Here is a 26630-nt window from a genome sequence, read left to right as displayed (position 1 = left end):
GTTTGAATGCTTGTTCGGGTGTGTGTTGGCAGACAGCAGACCCGGGCGTCTGTTGTTTATTTGCCAGCATCTTGTTTGCACCCACAGCTCCCCCCTGCGTTCGCTCCGTCGCTTTTGCGAGGAACGATCGAAATGACCTTATCCACACTTGCCACTAAAAAATCGGCCAAACAGACACCAGGCGCACCACTGGGCGAGCGTGTTCAGCAATTGAAAGATGACGCTGTCGCGCCTTTTCCCAACTCAGAGCGGCTCTACATTGCCGGTTCCCAGGCGGACATCCGGGTCGGCATGCGCGCTATACATCTCTCGGATACCCGGGTGGGCGGTACAGCGGCCTCGCCCGAGTGGCGCACCAACGAGCCGGTGATTGTCTACGATACCTCAGGGCCCTATACCGACCCGGATGCCCGGATTGATTTGCGACACGGGCTGGCTGCACTGCGGGAACCCTGGATTGAAGCGCGCGACGATACCGAATGGCAAGATGCTCCCGGTTCGGACTACGCGCGTCAGCGTGCCGAAGATCCAGCGCTTGCGGCGTTGCGCTTTATCCGAAGCCGAATGGTGCGCAAGGCGAAGTCCGGGCGGAACGTGACTCAGATGCACTATGCCCGCCAGGGTATTGTTACTCCGGAAATGGAATATATCGCCATTCGGGAAAACCTCGGCCGCGAGCGCCTTAAAGACGAGACACTGGCGCGTCAGCACCGGGGTGAAGGGTTTGGCGCGGCCATTCCCGAATACATCACTCCGGAGTTTGTGCGCGACGAAGTCGCCCGGGGCCGGGCGATCATCCCCTGCAACATCAATCACCCGGAAGCCGAGCCGATGATCATTGGCCGTAACTTTCTGGTGAAAGTGAACGCCAACATCGGCAATTCGGCCGTCACTTCGGGTATTGAAGAAGAAGTCGACAAGCTGGTTTGGGCCACCCGCTGGGGCGCCGACACGGTGATGGACTTGTCGACCGGGGCCAACATCCACGAGACCCGCGAGTGGATACTGCGCAATTCGCCGGTGCCGATTGGTACCGTTCCGCTGTATCAGGCTCTGGAAAAAGTCGGGGGCGTTGCCGAAGACCTCAGTTGGGAGATGTATCGCGATACGCTGATCGAGCAGGCTGAGCAGGGCGTCGATTACTTCACCATTCATGCCGGTCTGCGCCTGCACCATATTCCGATGACAGTGGATCGGGTGACGGGCATTGTCAGTCGCGGTGGCTCGATCATGGCCAAATGGTGTCTGGCGCATCATAAGGAGAGCTTTCTCTACACCCACTTTGAAGACATCTGCGCCATTATGAAGGCGTACGATGTGTCGTTCTCACTGGGCGATGGTCTTCGGCCTGGTTCCATTGCCGACGCCAACGACGAAGCCCAGTTCGCCGAGTTGGAAACCCTGGGCGAACTGACGCAGATCGCCTGGAAGCACGATGTTCAGACGTTGATTGAAGGGCCTGGTCACGTGCCCATGCATCTGATCAGGGAGAACATGGATAAGCAGTTGGAATGCTGCGATGAGGCGCCGTTCTACACCCTGGGCCCGCTGACTACGGATATTTCACCGGGCTACGATCATTTCTCCTCGGGCATAGGCGCGGCCATGATCGGCTGGTACGGCTGCGCCATGCTGTGTTACGTCACTCCCAAGGAACACCTCGGCCTGCCGGACCGGGATGACGTTAAACAGGGGCTGATCACCTACAAGATCGCCGCCCACGCGGCAGACCTCGCCAAAGGCCATCCCGGCGCCCAGATACGCGACAACGCCATGAGCCGGGCGCGGTTCGAGTTCCGCTGGGAAGACCAGTTCAACCTGGCGCTCGATCCGGATACCGCCCGGCAGTTTCACGACCAAACCTTGCCCAAAGAGGGCCATAAGGTGGCCCATTTCTGTTCCATGTGCGGCCCCAAATTCTGCTCGATGAAAATCAGCCAGGAAGTGCGTGATACCGTGGCAGCGGAAAGAGCTGACTCAGAGCGGATACCTCTGCGGACTGAGCTGGACAGCGCCATGGCGCAAAAATCGGCCGAATTTCGCGACCAGGGCGCGCGGCTCTATTCGCCGGCGCAGGGAGGTGAGCATGAGTGAGCCGCGTCCCATCGTCTGGAGCATCGCTGGCAGCGATAGTGGCGGGGGGGCAGGTATCCAGGCTGACATTCTGGCCATCACGGCTCTGGGCGGTCATGCCGCCACGGTAATCACCTCGGTGACGGCGCAGAACAGCCAGGGGTTGATCATGGCTGAGCCGGTCTCGTTGGCGGCGTTTCAGGCGCAGTTGACCGCTCTGGCCGATGATCTGCCACCAGCGGCCATCAAGATCGGACTGCTGGCCAGTCTCGCGCAGATCGATTACCTGGTTCAGGCCTTGCCCGTCTGGCACGAGCGCTGGCCAGGGCTAGCGGTCGTGCTCGACCCGGTCGCGGTCGCCACCAGTGGCGATGCGCTGACAGAGCCAGCGGTTCACGCCGCCCTGCACCGGTTGCTGCCTTTGGTGGATCTGGTCACCCCCAACCAGCCCGAACTGAGCTGGCTGACCGGGTGCGAGGGTCACCCGCAAGCCCAACAGGAAGCGGCCCGGCGGTTACACCATGACGCTGGCGTGAGTGTCTTGCTCAAAGGCGGTCATGCGCCCGGGGAAGCCCGGATCACCGACCAGTGTTTCGACACCAGCGGTCACTGGTGTCTGCACCAGCCCCGGCTCAGCACGCCCCACACCCACGGCACTGGCTGCACACTCAGCAGCGCCTGGGCGGCAAGCCGTGCGCTGGGCTATGACCTGATGGACGCTGTCGCCCTTGCCAATGCCTTTGTGCACTGTGGGTTGCAGCAGGCTTATGCCACTGGGCAGGGGGCGGGTACGCTGGCACGCCAAGCCGTTGTAAACCGGTCAGCGATGCCGTTTGCCGAGATCCGACAGATCGGTGATGACCCGACACCTGACAAGGCGTTTGCGCAACTGAACCGGGCGCCGGGCGTCTATCCGGTGGTGGGCGATGTCGCGCTGCTCGAAACCTTGCTGGCAGCTGGGGCCAGCACGATTCAGTTGCGCCTGAAAACCCTGGATACCGAACGCCTGGCGGCTCAGATCTACCGGGCCGTCGAGCTGGGTGAACGTTATCAGGCGCAGGTGTTTATCAACGATCATTGGGCACTGGCGCTGGAGTTCGGTGCCTTTGGCGTGCACCTGGGTCAGGAAGATCTGGCCGGTGCGGATTTGCCGGCCATACGGCGGGCGGGATTGCGCCTGGGTATTTCAACGCATGGCTACGCCGAACTGTGTCGTGCCCGATGGTTGCAGCCGAGCTACATCGCCCTGGGCCATGTGTTCGCCACCACAACCAAAGTCATGCCCAGCCAACCACAGGGGCTGGATCGTCTGGCGGAGTACCAGGCGTTGCTTGGTACTGACTGCCCGACCGTTGCCATCGGCGGCATCAAGCAAAACCACCTGAAAGGTGTGGCCGCCTGCGGCGTATCCGGGGTCGCGATGGTGACCGCCATCACGGAGGCCGAGTCACCGCCGCACGCCTGGCGCGATCTGGACCGACAGTGGCAACGTCTGACCGGAGGTGCAGCATGAAGATTTTTTGCAACGGTGAAGGTATCGAACTGGCCGCTGATGCAACACTGGCCGAAGCCCTGTTGTCTTACCTGGAAGTGCGTGATGCACCGGCACCCAAGGGTCTGGCGGTAGCTTGCAACGGTGATGTGGTTCCCCGCCCATTCTGGTCGCAGCGGCAACTGGCCGAGGGTGACCGGCTTGATCTGTTTTCAGCGGTAGCAGGAGGCTGATGATGTTAACCATTGCCAATACGTCCTTTTCATCGCGCCTGCTGACCGGAACCGGCAAGTTCAGTTCCCCAGAGACGATGCTCAATGCGCTTGCCAGCAGCGGAACCGAGCTGGTGACCTTGGCGTTGCGTCGACTCGACCGGCGCGACCGGGATGCCATTTTCGAGCCCCTGCAGGCCGCCGGGTACCGTCTGTTGCCCAATACTTCCGGTGCGCGCACCGCCGAAGAGGCCATTCAAGCGGCGCAACTGACCCGTGAGGCCATGGGCACCCCCTGGCTCAAGCTGGAGATTCACCCGGACCCGCGCTATCTGCTGCCCGACCCGGTGGAAACCCTGAAGGCGGCGGAGCGCCTGGTACAGCTGGGTTTTATCGTTCTGCCTTATGTGCACGCCGACCCCGTGTTGTGCAAACGCCTGGAAGAGGCCGGCTGTGCGGCGGTGATGCCCCTGGCGGCACCCATTGGCTCCAACCAGGGTCTGGTCACTGCGCCCTTTCTTGACATCATCATCGAGCAATCCAGGGTGCCGGTGATTGTCGACGCAGGCCTCGGGGCGCCATCCCAGGCTGCCGAAGCCATGGAGCGCGGTGCCGATGCGGTGCTGGTCAATACGGCCATCGCCACCGCAACCGACCCGGTGGCAATGGCGGCTGCTTTCAGAGCGGCGGTTGAGGCGGGCCTTCAGGCGCGCCAGGCCGGGCTGGCCACTCCGGGCCTGCGGGCCGCAGCATCCAGTCCGTTGACGGCTTTTCTGGAGACCGGGGGTGATTCCGATGCAGGCTGATTATGATTTCCAGCCGCCCGACTGGCAGACCTCAGGGTTGGCGCTTTATGCCAAAACGGCCGCCGATGTGGAGCGCGCACTGGCGCGTTCCCAGCGCACTGCGGATGACCTGATGGCACTGCTCAGCCCGGCGGCACGGCCTTACCTGGAAACCATGGCGCAGCTCAGTCACCAGCTGACGGTGCAGCGATTCGGACGGGTACAGCAACTGTTTGCGCCGCTTTACGTCAGTAATGCCTGTGCCAATGAATGCGACTATTGCGGTTTTTCGATGAGCAACCGGGTGCGCCGCAAGGTGCTGACGGGAGCCGAATTGGCCATGGAGGTGGCCTTTTTGAAGCGTCAGGGGTTTGAGCACCTGCTGTTAGTGGCTGGCGAAGCGCCGCGGGTGGCAGGGGTCGACTACTTCGAGCGGGCATTGCTGCAACTGGGCCCTGAGGTTGCGCAGATCAGCCTGGAGGTGCAGCCCATGTCGACCGACGATTATCGCCGCCTGCACCGGGCCGGGCTGCATGCGGTGCTGGTGTACCAGGAAACCTATCATCGGCCGACCTATCATCAGCACCATACCCGCGGTAACAAGGCCGACTACGATCACCGCCTGGCGGCACTGGCGCGAGCGGGCGCCGCTGGCATACACCGCCTGGGTATGGGTGTGTTGCTCGGGCTAGCTGACTGGCGGCTGGACAGCCTGATGGCGGCGCATCATCTGCGGTTTCTGGAGCGTCGCTGCTGGCGCAGCCGGTTCTCGATGTCGTTTCCCCGGTTGAGGCCGGCCGAAGGGGGCTTTATAGCACCGCATCCGTTGTCGGATGCCGACCTGGTGCAACTGATCTGTGCCTGGCGTCTGTTCAGCCCCAATCTGGAACTGAGTCTGTCGACCCGTGAGCCCGCCGCGTTGCGCGAACATTTGCTGCCCCTGGGAGTGACCAGCTTAAGTGCCGGGTCTTCCACCCGGCCCGGTGGCTATGTCGTAGAGCCGGATTTAGCCTTGGAGCAGTTCAGTATTGACGACAATCGCACCCTGAAGGATGTTGTTGCTGCTGTTCAAAGGTTAAACTACCAGCCGGTCTGGAAAGACTGGGACCCGCACTTGCATGTGTCAGAATGAGATAAAGGTCCGATTTCCGGTTTGCCAGAGTGGTGTTTCTTGCCTTTACTCAAAGGGTGGATCGCCCAGTTTGCCGGGCGATTGCTGTTGAGCGATAGCGTCTGCCCATTCAAAGATGTCAATTTGCATGATGGAGTAACCATGTCGACACCCGTCCTGATTTGTGACGATTCTAGTTTTGCCCGCAAACAGGTGCAGCGAGCGCTGCCCTCAGGTTGGGATATAGACGTTACCTTTGCCGGTAATGGCGAGGAAGGGTTAGCCGCGATCAGCGCCGGTAAAGGCGATGTGGTGTTTCTCGACCTGACCATGCCGGTGATGGATGGCTTTGAGGTGCTGGAGGCCATCAAGAAGCAGGATCTGCCCTGTCTGGTGATTGTGATCTCCGGCGATATTCAGCCCGAAGCCATGGCACGTGTGAAAAGATTGGGAGCGGTCGATTTCATCAAAAAACCAGTGGATGCCCAGCGGTTGCAGCAAGTGCTGACCGACTTCGGCATCTATGCGGGGTGACCTGATGAGCGCTGAGCATCTCGATGAAGAAATGCGCGACGTATTTCAGGAAATCGCCAACGTGGCCATGGGTCGCGCCGCTGACCTGCTGGCCAGGTTACTGAACAATTATGTGGTGCTGCCGATTCCGGTGGTCAATTTGCTGGAACGCAACGAACTGAAAATGGCGTTGTCGTCGCTCAAATCGGTCGATTCCGTCAGTGCTGTCTGTCAGGGGTTTGTCGGTTCCCGCATTTCCGGCGAAGCCCTGCTGATCTTCAACGACACCAGCTTCCAGGACATTGCCGAACTGACCGAGTTCAAGGGCGATATCACGCCGGACATCGAACTTGAATTGTTGATGGACATCGCGAACATTCTGATCGGTGCGTGTCTGAAAGGGCTGACTGAACAGCTGGATGTCTCCTTCAGCCAGGGTCAGCCGGTGTTGCTCGGCCAGCACCTGCACCTTCAGGACCTGGTGAACAACCAGACTGGCAACTGGAAACGGGCGCTGACCATTGAAATTCCGTATCGCCTTGAGAGCCGCAATGTCGATTGCGATCTGCTACTGCTGTTTACCGAAGACAGTTTGGCAGTGCTCGAAAGCAAAGTCCGTTTCATGCTGGAGTGATCATGTCGCCACCGCGCAATTCAGTAGATGATTTCCACTGGTTAATTGAAGTACTGCAGACCATCGACGTCGGGATGCTGGTGGTCGATCTGGACTACAAGGTGATGGCCTGGAACGGCTTTATGGAAAACCACAGTGGTATCTCGCCACAGGATGCACTGGGGAAGAACTTGTTCGCTGTGTTTCCCGACATTCCCCGGCACTGGTTCGAGCACAAGGCGAGAACCGTAATTGAGTTGCGCAACCGGGCTTTTACTACCTGGGAGCAGCGTCCCTATGTATTCCGGTTCAAGAACAACCGGCCCATTACCGGTACGTCCGAGTTCATGTATCAGAATTGCACCTTTATTCCGGTAGCCGACACCAAAGGTGAGGTGAACAGTTTGTGCATCATCGTCTACGATGTCAGCGACGTAGCGGTGAGCAAGATTGAATTGCAAAAAGCCAACCAGCGGCTGAAAGAGTTTTCGCGCAAGGATGGCTTGACGGGCTTGTTTAACCGCGGCTACTGGGAACACCAGTTGTTGCAGGAATTCAAACGTCAGCAGCGGGCCCAGCAACCGACTTCGCTGATCATGATGGACATCGACCATTTCAAGGCGGTCAACGACACGCACGGCCATACCATTGGCGATGATGTGATTCGCATGGTCGCCTCTGTGATCCGCGATACGTTGCGTGAAACGGATGTGGCCGGACGCTATGGTGGCGAGGAGTTTGCGGTCATTCTTCCAGATACCACAGGTGAAGATGCGGTTACTCTGGCTGAGCGACTGCGGGTGCATGTTGAGGAGCAGGTTTTGAAATCTGAAGACGTGAACTTGCAGGTGACCATCAGCCTCGGCGTAGCCAGCTGGAACGCAGAACTGTCATCACACGCCGAGTGGATCAACCTGGCCGATCAGGCGTTGTACCAGTCGAAAGATCTGGGCCGCAACCGCGTCAGTCTGGCGTAACCTCTAACACCTCCTCGCGCCGCCGCAACACCACCTGCCAGTGCGGTGGTAACCAGCCATTGCGGTAATACTCGGCGAAGCGGTCGTCCAATAACCAGATATCGCCTTCATCGGTTTCGGTGCGCACGCAGCGACCGGCCGCTTGCAGCACTTTGTGCAGGCCGGGGTAGCGGTACGCAAAATCGAAACCGGGCTGGCCCTGCCGGTCCAGGGCGTGGCGAATGCGGTTGTTGAGCTCGTTGACCTGCGGCAGACCAGGGCCGACGACCATAACGCCGGTGAGCGCATCGCCGGGCAGGTCGATGCCTTCCCCCAGTACACCGCCGAGGGGCGCCATTACCATCAACCCCTGTTCATTTCTCAGCCGGTCGAGCAACGCCAGTCTCTCCAGCAAGGTGGCATCGCGGGTGGGCGCCATCACGGTCGGGTCATCAGCGAACGCCTCGAATACACCGGCCATCTGCTGGTAGCTGGAGAAAAAGACCAGTGCATTGCCGCGGGTCTGGCGGCGGAATTGCCGGATCAGAGGGAGAACGGCGTCTTTCAGGCCGGCGCGGTCGCGATAGCGGGTGGATACATCGGTAATCAGTGTGACCCTGAATTGCCGTGGCTGAAACGGCGATGGCAACGTCAGCGGCACGGCATTGGCGAGGCCGGTCATGGCCAGGCTGTAAGGCCAGGGAGTCAGAGTGGCGCTAAAGCCGGTAACCGAGTTGACCAGGTCGTGCTTCTGGGTCAGCAAGCGCGACGGGTTCAGGCACAGTACCTCTATGCGTTTGTCGTCGATAGAGCGTTTCTCACTGCCCTGGTAGCGCCAGCAGAAATCGTCAGGCTGGGCCAGTTCATCGATACGGGTGAAGCGACCAGCCTCGAAAACCAGCGCTTCCCAGGCGGGCCCCGGTTCCCAGAACGGTGCTTCCCGTAGCAGGCGGGCACTGGCCTGTAGCCAGGTGCGCAGGGCCAGGACCAGCGCCTCGGGCCGTCGTTCGCTGAGGCCATTCTGATCATTCAGGCAGCGTTGCAACGCCCGCCGCACCGGCTTCAAGGCCGCTTTCACGTTGGCCGGGGCTGCGTCATTGAGGGCCGTAAGAGACCGGCCGGAAAAAGCGGCGCTGAACATGGCCCGGCCACGGTCGATCAGGTTATGGCTTTCATCAATCAACACCGCGACCTGATTGTCCACTTCCCGGAGCAGGTAGGGCTGAACGGCGGTGGTGTCGTACAGGTAATTGACGTCTCCGACCACGAGATCAGCCCAGATGGCCCAGTCCTGGCTCAGGTAATAGGGGCAGATCTGATGTTCTTCGCCCAGGCTGGTCAGCGTTGCCTGATCCCAGATACCCCCCTCCAGCAGCGCTGGCCGCAGCCGCTGGCGCTTATCGAAGTAGCCGCGGGCGTATGGGCACACCGACCCGTCGCAGGGTGTCGACGGGCTGAGGCACAAACGTTCCTTCGCCTGCAGGTTCAGGGTAATCAGGTCGGTGGTATTCAGGTTCAACGCTCGAATGCTGTCGAGCACCAGGGGCTGGCCGGTGTTTTTCATGGTCAGGTAATACACGCCCTGGTGATGCCCCTCGCCCAGCGCTTTCAGGCTGGGAAAGAGCGCTGCCAGTGTTTTGCCGGTACCGGTAGGGGCCTCGACCAGGGCATTGCGCCGCAATGCCTGGGCTTTGTAGACGGTTTCGGCCATGCTGCGTTGCGCCGCGCGCATTTGGTTGAAGGGAAACCGGGCCCAGGCCAGGGCACGATCCCGGCGTTGCCGGTGTTCGTGCAGTTGTTGCAACCAGTGATCGTAGCGCGCCAGGTGCCCGGTCAGCCGGTCGAGCAGGGCCTCCCGGGTCCAGTGTTCATCCTCATGCCATTCCTGCTGAGTCTGGCTGTGTACATAGCACAGCCGCACTGTCCATTGCGCCTGTTCGGGGCGGGGCAGCGCCCAGAGCGCGGCATAGAGTTGAGCCTGGCGCTGATTCAATGCCCGGGCGGAATCGGGCAACTCCTCTGGCGTAATGCGCAGTGTTTTGATTTCTTCGATGCCGTCGCCCCAGGCGCCATCGATACGACCGCTCAGGGTCAGATCAAAATCCGGGTGTTGCCAGTCGAGGCTAACGACTTGCTCCGGTCGATAGCCCGGAGTGCGGCGAGCCTGGGTCAACTGATGGGTTTCCCGGCCTTCCAGCGCACTGGGGCTGGCGCGGAAGCTGCTGACCAGATCGCCGTCATCCAGGCAGAACTCGGCCAGGGCACGAACCGAGATGCGAAAGTGCGGCCTCGGAGTCATGGCGTAACGTCATCTGCATGCGCTTCCGGTCCGGCGTCGGTTGCGTACTCGACATACCAGACTTCGGCGGGAATACCCTCTTGGCTGAACACCCCCAGCCAGTCCCGCTGGTTATCCTGCAGCCGGTCACCCGGCCCCTTGATTTCGATAAAACGATAGCCGTCCGAAAGGAACTGAAACAGATCGGGAAAGCCGGAGCGGTGACGCTTAAGGTCGAGCCAGAGGTGCCGGAAAATCGGGACCCAGTGGTCCCAGGGCACCGCTTCGAAACAACGCAATAGCAGCTCTGAGCTCAGCCCCCCCCAGCTAAAGAAGGGGTTTTGCAAACCGGCTTTATTCTGACTGTTGTGCGTCAGATTCTGGCGTGCCTGGGTTAGAGTCAGGGTCTGGTACAGGCGGTGCCGGTCTGTGCCTCGACGCTGTAGAAAGTCTGGTTGGTAGAGATCGGCCGGGCCCGATTGAAAGGGGTGGTGAAAGGCGCCGGGCACGTCGGCAAACAGCCAGGGCCAGTGCACCAGCGTGAAGATGGCCAGCGGCAGCTGGTTTTCCAGCCAGACCGCATCGTCGAGCTGGGTACAGGCCAGTTGCTCGACACTCATGGCCGCCGGCGCCCATAAAACCCGGCTCTCGACGACAGTGGGTGCTAACACACTCAGCACCGGCCGTTTGAGTTTGCGCGCCAGGCGCGGCTGAAAGCGGGGCCCAAAACGGGCTTCGCTGGCATCCTGCGGGGCATCCAGGATCGGCTGCAGTGCCGCCCAGCAGTCCGCAAAGCGTTCCTGCTTGTACAGCAGACGACACCGGCGCTCACGCGCTGGGGGTGTCTCGTTGGTGCTCAACAGCGCCAAGGCCAGCGACCAGTGTCCGGCTTGCTCCAGCCGATAGCCGAGCTGGTTCATCAGCCGAAAAGCCCGGCCCTGAACTCTGGGTCGCCATTCGGCGGCCAGACATGCCTGGGCAATCGCGGGTAATGACTCCGTTGATTTGGTTTCTGTGGCCTCGTGGTACTGGTCGCGCAGGTCCATCAGGTGCAGTGTCTGATCGATGTCGGCCTGGTCCTGAAACCAGCGCTGGGCGCGGTTCAGCGGGTAGCGTTCGTAGCGGAATACGCCGAGATCCGACAGCACAAAGTCGGTCAGGCTCTGGCGGCCATTGCCAAAGTACATCAGTTGCAAACGGCGCAGGGTGACATCGTGGCAGCGGGCCACCAGAGGCTCGGCCAGCTGCCAGTCCTCTGGCGAGCCGGAATCGGGCATTTTGGCGAGATATTCAAGCAAGGCGGCCTTGTTGAGGCGTGGGTCCGGGCACCAGGGCAATTGTCTGAGGTCGGGCAGTGTTAGCAAACGGGCGATGTCCAATGCCGTCAATAGGGGTGACGGATCCAGCAGGCCAGCCTGAACCAGCTCGGCGACGGCTGGTTCAATGGGGCCTACGTCTGCATAGCTCAGTCGGTTGACTCTGAATACCGGCCCCTTGCGCGTGTACAACCGAACCAGCAGTCGGGCGGCAGGTTCGCTCAGTTCACGAAAACGGGTCAGAAAGCACTGGTCGGCTGAATCCAGCAGGTCGGCATAGCGCTCGCTGACGGTACTGACCAGTTGGCGAAAGTTGTTGAGATAGTAGCCTTCGGGCAGATCGACTGGCTCAGTGACGGGCATACCGATATCACACGGGCTGGCTGAGAAAAGTTTCCAGAATCAGCTGGGCGGCCAGACTGTCGATGTCGGCCTGGCGCGCCCGGGACAGGCTGGCGCCTTGCAACCCCAGGTGACTGCGGGCCTCTCGGCTGCTCAACCGTTCATCCACCGCTTCAGCAGGCAGGCCATAGCGACCGTGCAGGCGTTTGCGGAACTTGTTGGCCCGGGTGCCCATCTCACTGTCGGTGCCGTCCATGTTGTACGGGACGCCGACAGCGAAGCCAACCGGGCGCCACTCGGCAACGAGCTGGTCGATGACTGGCCAGTCCGGGATGCCGTCACGGGCGCGCAAGGTGGTAATGCCTGTGGCAGTGCCGGTGATGGTCTGGCCGGCAGCGACGCCGATCCAGGCCAGGCCAAAATCAAACCCCAGCCACTGCCCGGCCGGCCGCATCATGATGCTTCCCGGCTGAACTGATTGTCGGTGCGGAATTGCCAGGTGCGGATGATTTCCAGCTGGTCGTATTCCTGTGCCATCTCGGTGCTGAAAGGTTCAAAGGGTGCTGCCATATGAACAATGCGTTTGGCCGCCTGATCGAGCAAAGCATGACCGGAACTCTGAGTGACCTCGACCGAGGCCAAGCTGCCATCGGCCCGCATCTTGACGGCCAGCCGGACACTGCCAGAGAGCCGCTCCTGACGGGCAGCCTGCGGATAGTTCTGGTTGCCAACCCGCTCGACTTCTTCGAGCCAGTTAAAGACGTAGGCGGCATCCAGCGATCGACGCGCCGATACGGCGGTCAGGGTTCTGACTCGGGGCCGCTTGGCGTAAGTTTGGCGGCTTTCATCGAGCATGGCGCGCAGGGTGGCGACGTCGTTGATCTGACTGATCATCAGCGGGTCGTTACTGGCCAGTTCCTCAACCGGAGGGGCTTCTTCCTCGGCCCGGTCCAGAGCGGTGCGGCTGGTGTCGGTTCGGGTAGTCAGAATGCGCTTGCGCGCTGCTTCCAGCTCGGCAAAATTCAGCTGCTGCACTTCCGGTGTGGTGCGAAACACCTGATTGTCTTCAATCTCGGCTTGTTCGGTCGAGGTCAAACGTGCCGCTTCATCCTGGGTACCGCTGCCTTGTTGATCGGCATCGGCCAGAAAATCGGCTTCATCGAGCGGCGTTGGTTCTGTGCGGCTGTGCTGTGCCAGCGTGACATCCAGGGTTGGCGGGATGGAACGTGCTTCGGGGGCGGAGAACCCGACCCCGAAGATCAACAGGGCATGCAAGCCAAGCGCCAGAAACAGCGTAAAGCTGAGTCGATCGATAGCGCCTACGCTGGCAGCGGTCGGCATCAGGCCATTCCTCGCTTCCGGGCGATCAAATCCATCAGCTTGCCACCGATGTCGGTGTCGTATGCGGCATCGATCTCACGTATGCAAGTCGGGCTGGTTACGTTGATTTCAGTCAGATAATCGCCAATGACATCAAGGCCAACGAACAGCAAACCGCGCTTTTTGAGCTCGGGCCCGACCTGGGCGGCAATCCAGCGGTCGCGGTCGGTCAGTGGCTGGGCACGGCCAGTACCACCGGCGGCCAGATTGCCGCGGGTTTCGCCCTTGGCCGGCAGGCGTGCCAGGCAATAATCGACGGGCTCGCCGTCAATCATCAAGATGCGTTTGTCGCCATCCTTGATCTCTGGCAGGTATTTCTGGGCCATGGTTTGCGTCTTACCGTGTTCGGTGAGGGTTTCAATAATGACGGATACGTTGGAATCGTCGGCTTTCAATCGAAAAATGGAACTGCCGCCCATGCCATCCAGGGGTTTGAAAATGACATCGCCATGCTCTGCGTGAAAGGCTTTCAACAAGGCTGCATTGCGAGTCACCAGGTGCGGCGGTGAACAGTCCGGAAAGGCAGTGGCAAATAACTTTTCGTTACAATCGCGTAGCGCCTGCGGCTTGTTAACGATCAGCGTGCCCGCCTGTTCGGCACGTTCCAGCAAATAGGTGGCATAGGTATATTCGTTGTCAAATGGCGGATCCTTGCGCATCAGGATAACATCAAGATTCGCCAAGGGCGCGGCTTTGGCCGTTCCGAGTTCATAAAAGTGATCTGGGTCACGAAATACACTTAAGGGCCGCATCAGGCCTTTAGCCTGGCTGTTGTCCAGAAAAAGGTCGGCCGGGGTCATGTAAAACAGCTCCCAGCCCCGGTCCTGCGCGGCCCAGAGCATGGCAAGTGAACTGTCTTTTTTGTAGGTGACGGTCTCGATAGGGTCCATCACGATGCCAATCGTCAATTTCATGTCTAGCCTCGGGTTATCATTGGCTGGTATGGTAATAGATGATTGGTATAGCAAAAACAACTTTCTTTACAGCCGTTTATAGCGGATAGCTAGATTCTGTGATAAAAGTTCTAGCCATAGTATTAGACAGCCAGTAATAGAGCGTCCGGGCATGACAGCGGTCGACGACAAACCCCGATTTTGGCTGTCGGGGTGGGAACGTCGTGTTAGCAGGGGCGGTTTTTGCTACGCAGCAGGTTACAGGTAACCTGGCCTGCGAGCGTTATACAGCACATCAGTGCCGGCATGGGCCAGACATGCGGGCTCAATCACTGGTACGCTAACTGCAGCCCGGTACCCGATATACTGGTACTCAAAATATAGCTTTCAACCCTGGGATGACCTATGGAAAACAGCTTTGAAAGCCTCAAGGTGATGGTCATTGACGACTCCAAAACCATCCGGCGCACAGCGGAAACGCTGTTAAAGAAAGTCGGTTGTGAGGTGATCACCGCGACGGACGGCTTCGATGCACTCGCTAAAATAGCCGATACCAAACCGGACATTATTTTTGTGGATATCATGATGCCCCGACTCGACGGGTATCAGACCTGTGCACTGATCAAGAACAACAGTGCCTTTAAAGAAACGCCAGTTATCATGCTGTCCAGTAAGGATGGCCTGTTTGACAAGGCAAAAGGCCGCATCGTCGGCAGCGATCAGTATCTGACCAAGCCTTTTGGCAAGGAAGAGTTGCTGGGCGCAATTCGGGATTACGTAAAATAATGATCGCATGCTTCGGCTGAGCGGTTTTTTGTTGTTGATGTACTGATTAAAAAATAAACGGGTGGACCATGGCACGGATTCTGATTGTAGACGACTCTCCAACTGAGACCTACGCGTTTCAGGGCATGCTTGAAAAGCATGGTCATGAAGTATTAACGGCTGATAATGGAGCCGATGGAGTCGCCCTGGCACGTCAGGAGTTGCCGGACATCGTGTTAATGGACATTGTGATGCCCGGTCTGAATGGTTTTCAGGCGACCCGGCAGTTGACTAAAGGTGCCGATACCGCCCACATTCCGGTGGTGATTGTAACCACCAAAGATCAGGAAACTGACCGGGTTTGGGGTCGTCGGCAGGGTGCCAGCGGTTACCTGGTCAAGCCGGTAGCCGAAGATCAACTGTTGTCGACCGTCGAGGCTGTACTCGCCGGCAACCTTCAGGACTGACGGCACACTCATGGCCGACATGACTCCGATTCAGCTACTGCGGGACATCGCGCTGCGCTGTCGTACCCAGGCCGCTGGTCTGCCCGAGCAGCAGGAAGTGCGGGAAACCTGGAGCGGCATCGGGTTTCGACTGGGTGATCATTACTTCGTCGCGGCTATGGATGAAATTACAGAAATCCTGAATGTCCCTTCAGTAACCCGCCTGCCAAACGTCAAACCCTGGGTTCAGGGTGTATCCAATGTCCGGGGTCGACTGATCCCGGTGATTGACCTTGACCTGTTTTTCGAGACACCCAGCCAGGAATCCATGCGTAATCGTCGGATCCTGGTGATCGAGCAACACGACCAGATCGACGGTCTGATTGTGGATTCGGTAGAAGGCATGCAGTACTTCCCGGTGGACGATTTTTCCGGTGATGTCCCGTCATTACCCGAGACAATAAAACCCTTTGTGCGTGGCCACTACGTTCGTGACAGCCAGATATGGACGGTGATCAGCATGGAGGATCTTTATGAACACGACGTTTTTCAGGAAGTGGCGGTCTGACCGTCTCCGGGTAAATGGATGCCGCCAGTACATTACAGGCCGCACATCCCGGGAAAGGTTGGGCTGGGAGAGGTAGCTTGAGCGACCTCCCGCAAGCCTGTACTTACGATATATACAGTTACGAAACATCATGTAGTTACGAAACTGATAATTACACGACTCACAATCAGAAAGATTTTATTTCAGAAGCACAGCCTGAGGCCGAACTGGAGTTCGAACGATGAAACAAAGAGCCGGAAATTTACTAACCATCCTGGGCACCAACCGCTTGCTCAGTATTCTGCTGGCCGCGCTGCTGGTCGTGGTACTGGGCCTGTTTGCCGTGGTGTACCAGAATTTCAGATTGGGCGCCTTCGACCAGGAGCTGCTCGAACACGCGGGTGAGATGCGGGTATTGTCGCAGGAAATTGCGAAGAACTCCTCGGAAGCATCAGGCGGTCAGGAGCAGGCCTTTGGTTTGCTGCAGCGTTCACGTGCCGAGTTCGAGGTGCGTTTCAACTACGTGCAACAAGGTAACACCATTACCGGAACACCGTCGTTGGCGCAACATGCTCCCGATGTCGACATCAGCAGTCTGTCGCGTATCTGGAACCGGGTGAGCCAGAATTCGGATTTGATCGTTGAATCTCAGGAAACCATTCTGGATTTGCACGAAACCGCCAACACTCTGTCCGAGCGGATTCCCGAGTTGCAGGTGGAATACGACGAAGTCGTTGAAATTTTGCTGGAAACCGATGCAGGTGCAGGCCAGGTTGCTGTAGCCCAGCGTCAGGCCTGGCTGGCTGAGCGGATTGTCCGGTCGATTAACCGGGTTCTGGTGGGTGGTGAAGGCGCTGTGATGGCGGCCGACTCCTTTGAGCGCGACGCAGCACTGTTCCAGCGCGTGCTGGACGGCATGCTGAACGGCAATGCCAACCTCGACATTGACCGCGTTAACGACATTGAAGCGCGTGAAGCGCTGGATGAAATTGCCAATCTGTTCCAGATCGTATCCGGCTCGGTCACACAGATCATGGCAACGTCTCCCGAGTTGTTCCAGGTGCGTGAAGCAGCCTCCAACATTTTTACCGACTCTCAGGTGTTGCTTGAGCAGGCGTCTACCCTGGCTGGCCAGATTCAACAATCGGCCGATACCCGGCCACTCAGCAATGCCCTGGTGATTTACGCCCTGGGTGCACTGGCACTGGTGCTGATTGCCATTGCGGTATTCGTGGTTATTCGCGATACACAGAAAGACTTGCGTGAAACAGCTGAAACCAACGAGCAGAACCAAAACGCCATTTTGCGACTGCTGGATGAACTGGCCGATCTCGCCGACGGTGACCTGACCACACAGGCGACGGTAACCGAAGACTTCACGGGCGCCATTGCCGACTCCATTAACTTCGCGATCGACCAGATGCGTCAGTTGGTATCGGCCATTAACTCCACGGCGGTTCAGGTATCGTCGGCCGCCCAGGAAACACAGGCTACGGCCATGCACCTGGCTGAAGCCTCTGAGCATCAGGCGCAGGAAATTGCCGGCGCCTCGGCGGCGGTTAACGAAATGGCCGTGTCCATTGACCAAGTATCGGCCAACGCTGCCGAATCAGCCGCGGTAGCCGAGCGGTCGGTTGCGATCGCCAAGAAAGGTGCCGACGTGGTGCAATCGACCATCAACGGCATGGATAACATTCGTGAGCAGATTCAGGAAACGTCCAAGCGTATTAAACGACTCGGTGAATCCTCGCAGGAAATTGGTGACATCGTATCGCTGATTAACGACATTGCCGACCAAACCAACATTCTGGCTTTGAACGCTGCCATTCAGGCCTCCATGGCCGGTGATGCCGGCCGGGGCTTTGCGGTGGTAGCGGACGAAGTACAGCGTCTTGCGGAACGGTCTTCAGCGGCAACGAAGCAGATTGAAGCGCTGGTAAAAACCATTCAGAACGACACCAACGAAGCCGTTATCTCGATGGAGCAAACGGTGGCCGAGGTGGTCCGGGGTGCGCGCCTGGCACAGGATGCGGGTGTTGCCCTGGAAGAGATCGAATCGGTATCGAAGAACCTGGCCGACCTGATTCAGAACATTTCCAACGCGGCTCGTCAGCAGGCTTCATCAGCTGGCCACATCTCCAACACGATGAACGTTATTCAGGAAATTACCTCACAAACCTCAGCCGGTACCACTGCAACGGCGAAGTCGATTGGTAACCTTGCTCAGCTCGCGAACGACCTGCGCTCGTCGGTAGCCGGTTTCAAACTGCCGGACAGCGACGACGACCTGGACATGCTGGGTGCCCCGGAATTGGACGATGAGGTCGCTTAACGGCGGCCAAATGGGGTTCTCAGGGGCATTGGGATGCGTGGCTGCGTTTTTGGTCATACAGCGATGCACCGCTGATTGAGAATGAGGCTGTAACGTGGTGACCCAGAGCGCGTCCGTACATCAGGCTCCCGAATTGAGCGACCGTGCCTTTTTCACCTGGCAGGAGTTGCTGGAAGAGCGTCTTGGGTTGCAGTTGTCGGAACAACGACGCAGTTTTCTCAAGACCAGTCTGGCCATTCGCATGCGTGAGCTGGGGTTCACTGATTATCTGGATTATTACCGCTATATTCGCAGTGGTGATGCCGGGCTGATTGAATGGAATTGCCTGATCGACCGGGTAACGGTTCAGGAAACCCGCTTCTTCAGAGACCCGGCGGCGTTCGCATTGACACGTGATTTTCTGACGCGCCGCGTCCATGAAGTCACCCGGCCGCTGAGTATCTGGAGTGTTGGTTGTTCCACCGGCGAGGAAACCTACAGCCTGGCGATGATGACAGCCGATCTTTTACGGCGTGAATCTGATCAGATCAGGCATTTTGGCGTGACCGGAACCGATGTGTCCTCCCGGGCTCTGGAAACGGCCCGCCAGGGTGTGTACCCGGCCCGGCGGGTTGAGATGTTGGATAAGCGCCTGATCGAGCGGTTTTTTTCGCCTCAGGTGGGGCAATACCGGGTAGCGCCAGCGTTACAGGAAAGAGTGTGCTTTACACGCCTGAATGTACTGGAGCTGGCTCGCTCACCGATGAAAGAGCTGGACCTGATTTATTGCCAGAATATGCTGATTTATTTTCGCAAGTGGCGCCGCAAGGAAATCGTGTCTGAACTGGCCAAACGACTGGCCAAAGGCGGCATGCTGGTGCTGGGCCTGGGCGAAGTTGTGGACTGGAAGATGCCTGAACTGACGCGCGTACCCGGTGAACGGGCGTTGGCCTACTTGAAACACAAATGAATACAAAGGGGTACAGGCATGGCAGAACGCCGTGATTATGTTGCACTGGAATGGGTCAAGGGAGAGATCTTCGATACGCTGAAACAGGCGCGTCAAGCCCTGGAAGCGTTCGTTGATACGCCCGAAGATACCACTCGTCTTCAGTTTAGCCTGGCCTACATCCATCAGGTAAACGGCACCTTGCAGATGGTCGAGTTCTTCGGTGCAGCCTTGCTGGCTGAAGAAATGGAGCGTCTGAATCAGTCGATTGTGGACGGTGATATTCCACCCAGCCAGGATAACCTGGCGTTGCTGATGCAAGCCATTCTGCAATTGCCGAATTATCTCGAGAAACTCAAGCGCGGCCAGAGTGATCTGCCCGTGGTCATTTTGCCGTTGCTGAATGATCTGCGTGCGGCACGGGGCGAACCCTTGCTGTCTGAAACGGCGCTGTTTACGCCGGATCTGTCCGCCTCCCGCCGCTTTGTTGGCGAGCCGGATACTCAGAGCATTGGCCAGTCGAGTGTGGTTCAACTGCTACGCAAATTGCGCCAGATGTACCAGCTGGCTTTGCTTGGCTGGTTGCGTAACGAGGATACCGACAACAACCTTGAATACCTGGGCAAGTCGGTTCACCGGCTGGTCGGTTTAACCGAGCGCACTCCCATGGGCGCGTTGTGGCAAGTGGCGGATGCCTTTATTGCCGCGATGAAAGCCGGGCGTATTGAACGTTCTGCAGCTATTACCGTCATTCTGCGGCATCTCGACGGTTCCATGAAGCGATTGCTCGCCGACCCCAGTGGTGTAGCCGGGCAATACCCGCATGAAGATCAGCTTAAAAACCTGCTGTATTACCTGGCCAAGATAGACGCCACGGGTCTCAGCCGGGTGCAGCATATACAGGACAGCTATCACCTCAGTCAGGCTTTGCCCAACGAAGCGGAAATTGAAACGCAACGGCAACGTCTGTCAGGGCCCGACCGTGAAACAGTGGGCAGTGTGGTCTCGGCCCTGCTTGAAGAGCTGGCAAGGCTGAAAGATTCACTGGATCTGATGGTTCGCACCCGGGTTACCGAGTCGCGTCGTTTGTCCGAGCTGGAGCCCGGCATCAAGCAAATGGCCGATACCATGGCGGTATTGGGCCTTGGCAACCCGCGCCGGGTGTTGAATGAACAGCTTGAACTGATCAAGACCACACAGCAGGACCCTGAGCTGAAAGACGACGGTGTGCTGATGGACATCGCCGGCGCACTGCTTTATGTAGAAGCCAGCCTGTCCGGTATTGCCAGCGACGCCAGCTTTGAGCGAGACGAATACGATGACGGCCTGGATGGTGCTCAGGAGGCGGTTGTTCGCGAAGCGCGCAATGGTCTGGAACAGGTTAAAGACGCCATTGTCGAATTCATCGGTTCGCACTGGGATCACAGCAAGCTGGAAGCAGTGCCTCGCGATTTAAGCGGCATTCGTGGCGGTCTCGTGATGATACCGCTTGAGCAGGCGGCTACGGTTCTCAAATACGCACAGGATTACGTTGAAGACCAGTTGCTGGGGAACAAGCGCACGCCGGAATGGCATGAGCTGGATGCCCTGGCCGATGCCATTATGGGTGTCGAGTATTACCTTGAGCGCTTGTCCCGTGATGGTAGTGGCACCAATCTGGATATTCTGCAGCGTGCCGCGGATTCAATTGCCAAACTGGGTTACACCGTAAACCTCTTTCCAGAAGCCGATGCCGTCCCTGAAACCAGCGCCGATGACACCGAGGGTGCCACCGACGACGAAGACTTCCCTGATTTGTCGCTGCAGGAACTGGGTGACATTGGCGAGGCAGAAGACGCTGGCGATGACGAACTCGACATTGAGGCGATCGACGACTTCGAGACCCTGACCGACTGGGACGACGATATCGAAGCCAGGCCAGCAGCTGACGACGCTTTACCAACGGCAGAGGTTGAATCCAGTGACTGGTTGTCACTGGATGAAGACGACGACCTGACCGAGCCGGACGATAATACTATTGCCGACAGCGTTGAACCTGAGAGCCCGGCAGCGGTTAACCCGGTCGAAGCCGGAGTTCAGGAAGCCGACGACAATGATCTGATAGACGACGATATTCTCGAGATTTTCATTGAGGAAGCCGCTGAAGTCCTGGAAGCCATTCATAAATTCTTCCCGCGGTACAAGGCTGATCCTTCCGACAGTGCCGCACTGACCGAGTTCCGCCGTGCCTTTCACACCCTCAAGGGCAGTGGCCGCATGGTCGGTGCCAGTGTGGTTGGAGAAACAGCCTGGTCGATTGAGAACATGCTCAATCGTCTGATCGAGGGCAGCATTAGCCATTCGGACGACCTGGTGCGGGTGATCGAAGAGATCACCGATGAAATTCCGGCACTGATGACGGCGTTTGAAAAGAAACTTAAACCGGATACGACCCGTGCCGACTACCTTGCCGCCATCGCAGATGCGCTGGCCAAAGGTCAGCCGGTAAGCTGGGGCGAGGCGTCTGCGGAATCGCCCGAGTCAGCCGAACCGGCCGAGGTTGATATCGACATTGAACTGCCTCGGGCCGAAGTCACTGAAGCGTCCGACGATGAGTCGCAGTGGACTGACTTTGACGAATTGCCAGTGGCCGAGCTCGAGGAAACCGATCTCGAAGACCTTGATGCTGACACCTATGAGATAGAAAGCAGTGACGCCAGCACGGATACGTTGCTGGAGATATTTCAGGCCGAGCTGGAGAGTCATCTCGAATACATCGATCACTACATCGAAGAAGCGGAAGCGGCCTCTCTGTTACCGGATTCGCTGCAGCGCGCTCTGCACACCATAAAGGGCTCGGCGCACATGGCCAGCGTTGAACCGGTGGCCGTGCTGGTACAGCCGCTCGAACAGCTGGTTCGGGACATGCAGGAACGCTCCAAAGTCGCCGACGCGGGCTTCCTGTCATTGCTGAGCGAAGGCGTCGCACTGATTCGCCAGGCCTCTCTGGGTGAGCCGGTCGACACGGCGGGCTTCGAAGCTAAGGTGCAGGATGTTTACAACCGGGTGCTGCGTCTGGACCCCAGCCAGGAGCCGGATGATCCGGCACTGATGTCCATTTTCATGTCCGACAGCATGGATCTGGTGTTGGGCGCCGAGACGATTCTGAACCGCTGGCGCGATACCGGAGAGCCGGATGCCGAAGTCGATGCGCTGATTCGGGAGCTCAATACCCTGGCACTGGCGTCTCAGGCTGTCGATCTGATGCCGGTAGCCAATCTCAGTCACCATTTGGCGCAATTGGTTGAGGGCGCCCGGAGTGAAGCGTGCGAGGCCGACGAGCGTTTCTTTGAACTGGCTAATACGGGCCTGGAATCGCTGATTTCCATGATGGATCGTCTCGCGGCGGGCCAGAGTATTCGTCAGGATGCGCTGTTTTTAGAACGGCTGCACCAGTTGTTGCCCGATGCAGAAACATCCCCACTTGAACCGGCGGTTTCCAATAAAGATCAGGTCGATTCGATGATCCGCCAGGACCTTGAATCTGAGGCTGAATCGACGCCTGCGCCCATGCCCGAAGTCGAGGCAGCACAGCGCTACCGGGTTGAAGGTGATGCTGAGCTGGTGGACATCTTCCTGGAAGAAGCCAACGACATCCTTGACAGCATTCAGTCATCGCTCGAAAAATGGCGCGAAGACACCGATAACACCCTCGAAGTGGAAAGCCTGCAACGCGACCTGCACACCCTAAAAGGGGGTGCGCGTATGGCTGAGATTTCACCGTTGGGCGACCTGGCGCACGAACTCGAGTTTTTGTACGAAGGGTTGGCGCAAGGCAAGTATCAGGCCTCGGAAGGTCTGCTTGAATTGATTCAGCAATGCCACGACCGCCTGGCGGTTATGGTGCAGGATATTGAATCGAGCATGAGCTGCGAGTCGGCTCCGGATCTGGTCGCGGCCATTAATCATTTCCGCAAGCATCCGGGAGCCCCCGCTCAGCCTGTCGACATGGCACGAGCCCGGGAAGAGAGCAGCAAGCCGGACCCAGAACCGGAACCGCCCATGCCGGATAATGAGCCGGATGAAGTCCTGCATATCGAACCCGAAGAGCCTGAAGCCGAACCAGAGGTACCCGCCCCAGCACCGGTAGCGGAGCTGGACGCCGATGTCGACCTCGACATATTGGAAATCTTCATCGATGAAGCGGGCGAGTTGCTGAACGAGCTCGAACAGGCCATTGAAGACTGGCAGGCAGAGCCCGGCAACGAAACCCATGCGGATGAAATGAAGCGCGTGCTGCATACGCTCAAAGGCGGCGCCCGTCTGGCCCGCCTGAAAGAGCTGGGCGATCAGAGCCACGAGTTCGAAACCTTTATTGTTCGTGCCCAGCAGAACAAGGACGCACTCGACGAAACCTTCTTCAACAACATACTGTCCCGTCAAGACCAGTTGGTTCAGGGCGTCGAAGCCATGAACGCGCTGCTTGATGGCCATGCGAACAGTGGGGCCGGGTTTGGCCCCAGTGTGATTCAGATGGCTCGGGACCTTGAAGAAGATGGCTGGGATGATCCCGATCAACCCATGGTCAGTGACAGTGCTGAACACAGTGAATCCGAAGGGCCGGCTGTGACGGAGCCCTCGTCGGAAGGCAATACACTGCCCGCCACCGACAGCCGTGAATCGAGCACCAATGTACTGCCTTTCAAGCGAAAGGAAGCTGAGCGCAAGGCCGATAGCCGGCGCGCCCAGCCGCAAGAAACCGTTAAGGTTAATGCCAACTTGCTCGAAGGGCTGGTGAACCTTGCCGGTGAGACCTCCATTGCCCGTGCGCGTCTTGAGCAGGAGGTCAGTGACTTTGGTTTCACTCTGGGGGAAATGGATTCGACCATTGATCGTCTACGCGAGCAGGTCCGTCGGCTCGATATGGAAACTGAAGCCCAGATTCTGTTTCGTCAGGAACGGGCCGAGGAAACCAACTACGAAGATTTTGACCCTCTGGAAATGGACCGCTACTCCCAGATTCAGCAGTTGTCGCGTTCGTTAATGGAAGCGACTTACGACCTGACCGAGCTGAAAGGCTCGCTGACTGATAAAACCCGGGATGCGGAAACCCTTTTATTGCAGCAAAGCCGTATTAACACGGAACTGCAGGAAGGCCTGATGCAAACCCGCATGGTGCCTTTCAACCGGCTGGTACCCAGGTTGCGCCGTATTGTTCGCCAGGTTGCCGGTGAACTGGGCAAACAGGTCGACTTTATCGTCGGCAATGCCGAAGGCGAAGTGGACCGGACGGTTCTGGAGCGGATGATCTCACCGCTCGAGCACATGCTGCGCAACGCCGTCGACCATGGCATCGAGGAGGCGGACCAGCGTCTGCAATCCGGTAAAACGGTGAAGGGCTCGGTGCGACTGGATTTGTCTCGCGAGGGTGGTGACATCGTTTTGCGACTGTCTGACGACGGCGCCGGCATGAACGTTGACCGCATTCGCAGTAAAGCCATTGAGCGTGGCCTGATGGCGGCCGATGCCGACCTGAACGACCGTGAAATTCTGCAGTACATTCTCGAAGCCGGTTTCAGTACCGCCGAGCAGGTCACCCAGATTTCAGGTCGTGGTGTCGGTATGGACGTCGTCAACTCGGAAGTCAAGCAGCTTGGTGGCAACATGGCCATCGATTCCCGGCTGGGTGAAGGCTCTCAGTTCACCATTCGGCTACCGTTTACCGTGTCGGTGAACCGGGCACTGATGGTCAACATTGAAGAAGACCACTACGCCATTCCGCTCAGCTCGATCGAGGGTATTGTGCGGGTCACGCCCAAGCAGCTGGCGGAATACTACCGGCCCGACGCACCACTGTTTGAATACGCCGGAGGCCGCTACCGCCTGGAATACATGGGTGGCCTGTTGCGAACCGGAGCCACCCCCAACGTTGAGGGGCTGACCGCACCGGTACCACTGGTGTTGGTGAAAGGCAGCGATGAACACCACTCCATGGCACTGCACGTTGACCGCCTGATGGGCAGCCGTGAAATCGTGGTAAAAACACTGGGGCCGCAGTTCAGTACGGTGCCCGGGGTATCCGGTGCCACTATTCTGGGTGATGGTTCCGTGGTGGTGATTCTGGATCTGGCCGCTCTGATTCGTAGCTCGCTGGCCATTGAGCACTCCCGGGTCACTGCGTTGCCGACCCCCAAAAAAGCCATTCCGGCACCGACAAAACCGGTCCGCGACAAAGACAGCCCTTACACCGTGATGGTGGTGGATGATTCGGTAACGGTCCGTAAAGTGACCAGTCGCCTGCTGGAGCGCCAGGGCATGGAAGTGATTCTGGCCAAACACGGTGCAGATGCTGTTGCCCAATTACAGGATAGGGTGCCGGATATCATGCTGCTCGACATCGAGATGCCCTATATGGATGGCTTTGAAGTGGCGTCGAGAGTGCGTCACGACAGCCGCCTTAAGCAGATTCCGATCATCATGATTACTTCCCGGACCGGGGCCAAGCACCGCGAGCGAGCATTGTCGATAGGGGTGAACGAGTACATGGGCAAGCCCTTCCAGGAAGGACCCCTGGTCGATGCCATCAAGCGGTTACTGGGCATAGAGGCGTGAACAGACCATGAGCGCGGTGGCGGCGACCGGGACAGCGTCCCAACATAGCCGGGTTGGCATCATCGCCGACACGCCCCTGGTACAGCATCTGTTGCAGGATGTTGTGGTCGGGGCCGGTTATGACGTTGCCGTCAACACCGACCCGGATCGCCTGAAACCCGCCCTGATGCATAACGAAACCATCCGAATCTGGGTGGTGGAGCTGGAAAACCACGATCAGTGGGACGACTTTGTGCAGTCGCTGCTGGAAAGTACCGAGTCGCCCATTCTGTTTGGCGACGGGGTGATTCCCGCCCGCACCCATGAAGACTACCCGCGCTGGCAGCGACGCATGCAGGAAAAACTGCAGGCGCTCGCACCAGCTGCCCAGCCAGCGGCAGAAGCCCCCATTTTCGACCTGGAGCGTTTGCGTGCTACCCGACCACCCCCAGTATACTCGTTGCCTGAGTCGCTGCAGCAGGCCCCCAAAACGGAACTTGGGCCGATTTGGGTGCTGTGCGCTTCACTGGGCGGGCCCGAGGCGGTTAAACAGTTTCTGGACGTGCTGCCAGCAGAGGTTCCGGCGAGCTTTCTGTACGCACAGCACATTGATGCAGGCTGTGTAGATGCCCTGCAGCAATCGATTGGCCGTCATACGCAATTGAGTCTGGTTCATGCCGAGCATGGCCGGCAACTGGAAAATGGATACGTGTATCTGGTTCCGGTGAATCACGAAATCCGATTTACCGATAACCATGGCATTGTCTGGCAAAACAATGCCTGGTCGGGGCCTTATGGCCCGAGCTTGGATCATTTACTGACCAACGTTGCGGCACAATTCGGCGCACGGGCACACGCCATTGTGTTCAGTGGTATGGGCAGTGATGGTGCCATCGGTGCCGCTGACATCAAGGCAGCCGGCGGAACCGTCTGGGTGCAGACTGCAAACAGTTGTGTGCAAAGTTCAATGCCCGACTCTGTGCAGCAGGTCGGCGCTGCCGATGACCGGGGAACCCCGGTGGAACTGGCCGAAAAACTTTTGATCTGGCTGGCTGAGCGTGTGACTCAGGTAGCCTGA

General features: G+C 58.4%; 20 protein-coding genes. 15 read left to right on the top strand and 5 right to left on the bottom strand.

The window, feature by feature from the left end:
• Positions 1 to 132: 132 nt before the first annotated feature.
• From thiC to ABJT94_RS15550, 8 genes are all read left to right on the top strand, one after another.
• On the top strand, positions 133 to 2094 hold the full coding sequence (thiC, locus tag ABJT94_RS15585; RefSeq protein WP_348477657.1) for a phosphomethylpyrimidine synthase ThiC: 1962 nt from the start codon (positions 133 to 135) through the stop codon (positions 2092 to 2094).
• The gene (gene thiE / locus ABJT94_RS15580) at positions 2087 to 3586 is read left to right on the top strand and encodes a thiamine phosphate synthase (RefSeq protein ID WP_348477658.1); all 1500 of its coding nucleotides are present in this window, start codon (positions 2087 to 2089) and stop codon (positions 3584 to 3586) included. The genes thiC and thiE overlap by 8 nt, the downstream gene beginning before the upstream one ends.
• Positions 3583 to 3798, top strand: coding sequence for a sulfur carrier protein ThiS (gene thiS / locus ABJT94_RS15575; protein WP_348477659.1), 216 nt, complete (start codon positions 3583 to 3585; stop codon positions 3796 to 3798). Before thiE ends, thiS begins: the two co-directional genes overlap by 4 nt.
• Positions 3798 to 4583 (top strand): thiazole synthase, encoded by a 786-nt coding sequence (locus ABJT94_RS15570; protein ID WP_348477660.1) that lies wholly within the window; start codon positions 3798 to 3800, stop codon positions 4581 to 4583. The genes thiS and ABJT94_RS15570 overlap by 1 nt, the downstream gene beginning before the upstream one ends.
• Positions 4573 to 5694: a 2-iminoacetate synthase ThiH gene (gene thiH, locus ABJT94_RS15565; RefSeq protein ID WP_348477661.1), complete on the top strand. Its 1122-nt coding sequence runs from the start codon at positions 4573 to 4575 to the stop codon at positions 5692 to 5694. The genes ABJT94_RS15570 and thiH overlap by 11 nt, the downstream gene beginning before the upstream one ends.
• Before the next feature lie 141 nt (positions 5695 to 5835).
• Positions 5836 to 6207, top strand: coding sequence for a response regulator (locus ABJT94_RS15560; protein ID WP_348477662.1), 372 nt, complete (start codon positions 5836 to 5838; stop codon positions 6205 to 6207).
• Between the two features lie 4 nt (positions 6208 to 6211).
• On the top strand, positions 6212 to 6820 hold the full coding sequence (locus tag ABJT94_RS15555; RefSeq protein WP_164744006.1) for a histidine kinase: 609 nt from the start codon (positions 6212 to 6214) through the stop codon (positions 6818 to 6820).
• A gap of 2 nt (positions 6821 to 6822) precedes the next feature.
• Entirely contained in the window at positions 6823 to 7776 is a 954-nt protein-coding gene (locus tag ABJT94_RS15550; RefSeq protein WP_348477663.1) for a diguanylate cyclase, read from the top strand.
• Here ABJT94_RS15550 and ABJT94_RS15545 read toward each other — a convergent pair.
• From ABJT94_RS15545 to gshB, 5 genes are read right to left on the bottom strand one after another with little or no spacing between them, the layout of a single operon-like run.
• Positions 7763 to 10054, bottom strand: a complete 2292-nt coding sequence (locus tag ABJT94_RS15545) for an ATP-dependent DNA helicase (protein WP_348477664.1) — start codon at positions 10052 to 10054, stop codon at positions 7763 to 7765. The two genes, ABJT94_RS15550 and ABJT94_RS15545, sit on opposite strands and share 14 nt — an antisense overlap.
• Positions 10051 to 11712, bottom strand: a complete 1662-nt coding sequence (locus ABJT94_RS15540; protein WP_348477665.1) for a VRR-NUC domain-containing protein — start codon at positions 11710 to 11712, stop codon at positions 10051 to 10053. Before ABJT94_RS15540 ends, ABJT94_RS15545 begins: the two co-directional genes overlap by 4 nt.
• Positions 11713 to 11719: 7 nt before the next feature.
• Positions 11720 to 12148 carry a Holliday junction resolvase RuvX gene (ruvX, locus tag ABJT94_RS15535; RefSeq protein ID WP_348477666.1) on the bottom strand — a complete coding sequence of 143 codons (429 nt, stop codon included), beginning with the start codon at positions 12146 to 12148 and terminating at the stop codon, positions 11720 to 11722.
• Positions 12145 to 13032, bottom strand: coding sequence for an energy transducer TonB (locus ABJT94_RS15530; RefSeq protein ID WP_348477667.1), 888 nt, complete (start codon positions 13030 to 13032; stop codon positions 12145 to 12147). The genes ruvX and ABJT94_RS15530 overlap by 4 nt, the downstream gene beginning before the upstream one ends.
• A complete protein-coding gene (gene gshB / locus ABJT94_RS15525; protein WP_348477668.1) occupies positions 13032 to 13985 on the bottom strand; it encodes a glutathione synthase in 954 nt (317 codons plus the stop codon). Before gshB ends, ABJT94_RS15530 begins: the two co-directional genes overlap by 1 nt.
• Positions 13986 to 14369: 384 nt before the next feature.
• Here gshB and pilG point away from each other — a divergent pair, with 384 nt between their 5' ends.
• From pilG to ABJT94_RS15490, 7 genes are all read left to right on the top strand, one after another.
• Positions 14370 to 14750: a twitching motility response regulator PilG gene (gene pilG, locus ABJT94_RS15520; protein WP_028671183.1), complete on the top strand. Its 381-nt coding sequence runs from the start codon at positions 14370 to 14372 to the stop codon at positions 14748 to 14750.
• A gap of 68 nt (positions 14751 to 14818) precedes the next feature.
• Positions 14819 to 15196, top strand: a complete 378-nt coding sequence (gene pilH, locus ABJT94_RS15515) for a twitching motility response regulator PilH (RefSeq protein WP_028671182.1) — start codon at positions 14819 to 14821, stop codon at positions 15194 to 15196.
• Between the two features lie 10 nt (positions 15197 to 15206).
• Positions 15207 to 15743 carry a chemotaxis protein CheW gene (locus tag ABJT94_RS15510; protein ID WP_127559772.1) on the top strand — a complete coding sequence of 179 codons (537 nt, stop codon included), beginning with the start codon at positions 15207 to 15209 and terminating at the stop codon, positions 15741 to 15743.
• Between the two features lie 220 nt (positions 15744 to 15963).
• Positions 15964 to 18054, top strand: coding sequence for a methyl-accepting chemotaxis protein (locus ABJT94_RS15505; protein ID WP_348477669.1), 2091 nt, complete (start codon positions 15964 to 15966; stop codon positions 18052 to 18054).
• A gap of 94 nt (positions 18055 to 18148) precedes the next feature.
• Positions 18149 to 19003, top strand: coding sequence for a CheR family methyltransferase (locus ABJT94_RS15500; protein WP_348477670.1), 855 nt, complete (start codon positions 18149 to 18151; stop codon positions 19001 to 19003).
• 18 nt (positions 19004 to 19021) lie between these two features.
• Positions 19022 to 25573 carry an Hpt domain-containing protein gene (locus ABJT94_RS15495; protein ID WP_348477671.1) on the top strand — a complete coding sequence of 2184 codons (6552 nt, stop codon included), beginning with the start codon at positions 19022 to 19024 and terminating at the stop codon, positions 25571 to 25573.
• A 7-nt stretch (positions 25574 to 25580) separates the two neighbouring features.
• A complete protein-coding gene (locus ABJT94_RS15490) occupies positions 25581 to 26630 on the top strand; it encodes a chemotaxis protein CheB (protein ID WP_348477672.1) in 1050 nt (349 codons plus the stop codon).

The sequence above is a fragment of the Saccharospirillum sp. genome (genome assembly GCF_039982735.1).
Lineage (GTDB): Bacteria > Pseudomonadota > Gammaproteobacteria > Pseudomonadales > Natronospirillaceae > Saccharospirillum.
Note: the sequence above shows the minus strand (reverse complement) of the source record. Positions and strands in the feature narration are given on the sequence as shown.

Excerpts from the sequence above, each read along its gene's own strand:
- thiC (WP_348477657.1), top strand. The coding sequence starts at position 133 with ATGACCTTATCCACACTTGCCACTAAAAAATCGGCCAAACAGACACCA.
- thiE (WP_348477658.1), top strand. The coding sequence starts at position 2,087 with ATGAGTGAGCCGCGTCCCATCGTCTGGAGCATCGCTGGCAGCGATAGT.
- thiS (WP_348477659.1), top strand. The coding sequence starts at position 3,583 with ATGAAGATTTTTTGCAACGGTGAAGGTATCGAACTGGCCGCTGATGCA.
- ABJT94_RS15570 (WP_348477660.1), top strand. The coding sequence starts at position 3,798 with ATGATGTTAACCATTGCCAATACGTCCTTTTCATCGCGCCTGCTGACC.
- thiH (WP_348477661.1), top strand. The coding sequence starts at position 4,573 with ATGCAGGCTGATTATGATTTCCAGCCGCCCGACTGGCAGACCTCAGGG.
- ABJT94_RS15560 (WP_348477662.1), top strand. The coding sequence starts at position 5,836 with ATGTCGACACCCGTCCTGATTTGTGACGATTCTAGTTTTGCCCGCAAA.
- ABJT94_RS15555 (WP_164744006.1), top strand. The coding sequence starts at position 6,212 with ATGAGCGCTGAGCATCTCGATGAAGAAATGCGCGACGTATTTCAGGAA.
- ABJT94_RS15550 (WP_348477663.1), top strand. The coding sequence starts at position 6,823 with ATGTCGCCACCGCGCAATTCAGTAGATGATTTCCACTGGTTAATTGAA.
- ABJT94_RS15545 (WP_348477664.1), bottom strand. The coding sequence starts at position 10,054 with ATGACTCCGAGGCCGCACTTTCGCATCTCGGTTCGTGCCCTGGCCGAG.
- ABJT94_RS15540 (WP_348477665.1), bottom strand. The coding sequence starts at position 11,712 with ATGCCCGTCACTGAGCCAGTCGATCTGCCCGAAGGCTACTATCTCAAC.
- ruvX (WP_348477666.1), bottom strand. The coding sequence starts at position 12,148 with ATGATGCGGCCGGCCGGGCAGTGGCTGGGGTTTGATTTTGGCCTGGCC.
- ABJT94_RS15530 (WP_348477667.1), bottom strand. The coding sequence starts at position 13,032 with ATGCCGACCGCTGCCAGCGTAGGCGCTATCGATCGACTCAGCTTTACG.
- gshB (WP_348477668.1), bottom strand. The coding sequence starts at position 13,985 with ATGAAATTGACGATTGGCATCGTGATGGACCCTATCGAGACCGTCACC.
- pilG (WP_028671183.1), top strand. The coding sequence starts at position 14,370 with ATGGAAAACAGCTTTGAAAGCCTCAAGGTGATGGTCATTGACGACTCC.
- pilH (WP_028671182.1), top strand. The coding sequence starts at position 14,819 with ATGGCACGGATTCTGATTGTAGACGACTCTCCAACTGAGACCTACGCG.
- ABJT94_RS15510 (WP_127559772.1), top strand. The coding sequence starts at position 15,207 with ATGGCCGACATGACTCCGATTCAGCTACTGCGGGACATCGCGCTGCGC.
- ABJT94_RS15505 (WP_348477669.1), top strand. The coding sequence starts at position 15,964 with ATGAAACAAAGAGCCGGAAATTTACTAACCATCCTGGGCACCAACCGC.
- ABJT94_RS15495 (WP_348477671.1), top strand. The coding sequence starts at position 19,022 with ATGGCAGAACGCCGTGATTATGTTGCACTGGAATGGGTCAAGGGAGAG.
- ABJT94_RS15490 (WP_348477672.1), top strand. The coding sequence starts at position 25,581 with ATGAGCGCGGTGGCGGCGACCGGGACAGCGTCCCAACATAGCCGGGTT.